Source organism: Streptomyces sp. NPDC001493 (assembly GCF_053597235.1).
In genome coordinates this window covers 1-2,596 of sequence record NZ_JBSFHV010000061.1, presented here as the reverse complement: position 1 = coordinate 2,596, position 2,596 = coordinate 1, and the positions used below count along the sequence as shown (strand labels likewise).

Genomic DNA, 2,596 nt, shown 5'->3' with positions numbered 1-2,596 from the left:
AACCAAATCAAAATCCGCGGCTTCCGCATCGAACCCGCCGAAATCGAAACCGCCCTCCTCACCCACCCCCACATCACCCAAGCCACCATCACCACCCACAACACACAACTCGCCGCATACATCGTCACCAACACCCCCACACCCACCGACGACATCCGCCGGCACCTCGTCGAGCGACTCCCCGAACACCTCGTCCCCACCCACCTCACCACCCTCGACAAACTCCCCCTCACCCCCAACGGAAAAATCGACAAGCGAGCACTCCCCGAACCCCTCGCAGCACTCACCTCGGCACGCGACCCGCAGACCCAGCTCGAGGAGATCGTCCTCGCCCTCTTCGACCGCGTGCTGAGCACCACCGGCCCTGTGGGGATCGACGACAGCTTCTTCCACCACGGAGGCCACTCCCTCCTCGCCGCCCGCCTCACCAACCACATCGCCGACGCCCTCGACGTCCGGCTCACCATCCGCGACGTCTTCCAGCACCCCACACCGGCACGCCTCGCCCAGCACATCAGCACCCTCAAGGGCCGGCCCGCACTCCCGCCCCTCACCCCCGGCGCATCGACCGACGACAACGACACCCCCCTGTCCTACGCCCAACGCCGGCTCTGGCTGCTCGCCGAACTCGACGGCGACAGCGCCGCCTACAACGTTCCGATGGCCATCCACCTCGAAGGCCCACTCGACGCCGAGACGCTGGAGGCGGCCCTCAACGACGTCGTCGAACGCCACACCCCCCTCCGTACCGTCTTCACCACGGTCGACGGCGAACCACGACAGCACGTCCTCTCGGCCACGCACGCCCGGGTAACGGTCGAACGCCGTGAGGTGGCCCGCGACGAGCTGGACGAGGCCATGACGGAAGGCGCCCGTCACGTCTTCGACCTGCGGAACGAACTCCCGCTGAGGGCCACCTTGTTCAGGGTTGCCGACGGCTGGGTGTTCTTCCTCCTGGTGCACCACATCGCGACGGACGGACGGTCCACCACCGTGTTCTTCGACGACCTGTCACGGGCCTACGAGGTGCGGGCCGCGGGCGCCGAGGGCCAGGTACTGGAGCCGCTCCAGGTGCGTTACGCGGACTACGCGGTCTGGCAGCAGCGAGCGCTGGGTTCGCCCGACGACACCGAAAGCGTCCTGTCCCAGGAACTCGCCTACTGGCGGTCGACCCTGGACGGACTGCCCGAGGAACACACACTGAACCTCGACCGCCCCCGGCCGGCACACGCAACACACCGCGGCGGACAGGTGGAAGTCCCCCTCGGAGACGCCCTGTTCGAACAGATCGGCGCACTCGCCCGCGCCGAGGGATGCACCCCCTTCATGGTCGTACACACGGCCCTCGCCGCCGCGTTGACCCGGCTCGGCGCGGGAACCGACCTGACCATCGGAACCCCCGTCGCCGGCCGCACCGACGAAGCCCTCCGCGACCTGATCGGGTTCTTCGTCAACACCCTCGTCCTCCGCACCCGCACCGACAGCAACCCCACCTTCCGCCAGCTCCTCGAACACATCCGCACCACCGACCTCGACGCCTTCGCCCACCAGGACGCACCCTTCGACCTCGTCCTCGACACCCTCAACCCCACCCGCACCCTCTCCCGCCACCCCCTCTTCCAGATCTGCCTCACCCTGGAGGCGGGAGGTGTGCCGGAGCTGCGGCTGGGCGACGTCCGGGTCGCCGACGTCACCGGTGTCACGAGTGGTGCGGCCAAGTTCGACCTGGAGTTCCTGCTCCGCTCGGACGACGGTCGGGGCCTGTCCGGCACGGTTCTCTTCGCCGAGGACCTGTTCGACCACACCACCGTCCGGCGCATGGTGACCGTGCTGGGTGAGGTGCTGCGCCAGGTGCTGGCCGATCCCGACCTGCACCTCATGGAACTCGAAGTGCTCTCGGACAGCGAGCGAAGGCTGCTCCTGGGGCCGTGGGCCGGGTCCGTCGCCGACATCGGTGACACCTCGCTGGTCGAACGGTTCGAGGACCAGGCGGCACGCGCGCCGGAAGCGGTCGCGCTGATCGACGGCGAGCGGCGGATCACCTACGGAGAACTGAACGCATCCGCCAACCGCTGGGCCCACCACCTGCGTTCGCGGGGACTCGGCCGGGGAAACCTCGCCGGCATCCTCCTGGAGCGCGGCGCCACCTTCGCCACCGCGGTGATCGCCGTCCTCAAGACCGGCGCCGGCCACGTACTCCTCGACCCCGACTTCCCCGACGAACGGCTCCACACCGCCGCGAACGATGCCGGCATCACCCACCTCGTCACCCGCACCGCACTCACCGACCGCCTCCAGGGCCCATGGACCACCACCGTCGAAGGACCGGACGACGTCCTGGACCACTCACCGGAGAACCCGGGCCTGCCCATTCAGGGTGATGACGTGGCGTGCGTGATGTTCACCTCGGGCTCGACCGGACGCCCCAAGGGCATCCTCTCCTCCCACCGCAACCTCGTCTCCACCCTCACCGCACAGACCCACGGACACTTCGGACCCGGCGAAGTCTTCCTCCAGTGCTCACCCGTCTCCTGGGACGCCTTCAGCCTCGAATTCTGGGGAGCCCTCCTCCACGGCGGAACCACCGTCCTCCAGC

General features: G+C 68.6%; 1 protein-coding gene. It reads left to right on the top strand.

Features of this window, described 5'->3' with window-relative positions:
* Positions 1 to 2,596 (top strand): condensation domain-containing protein (locus tag ACWCWD_RS37000; protein ID WP_450780037.1); only part of this gene is annotated, 2,596 nt, incomplete at both ends.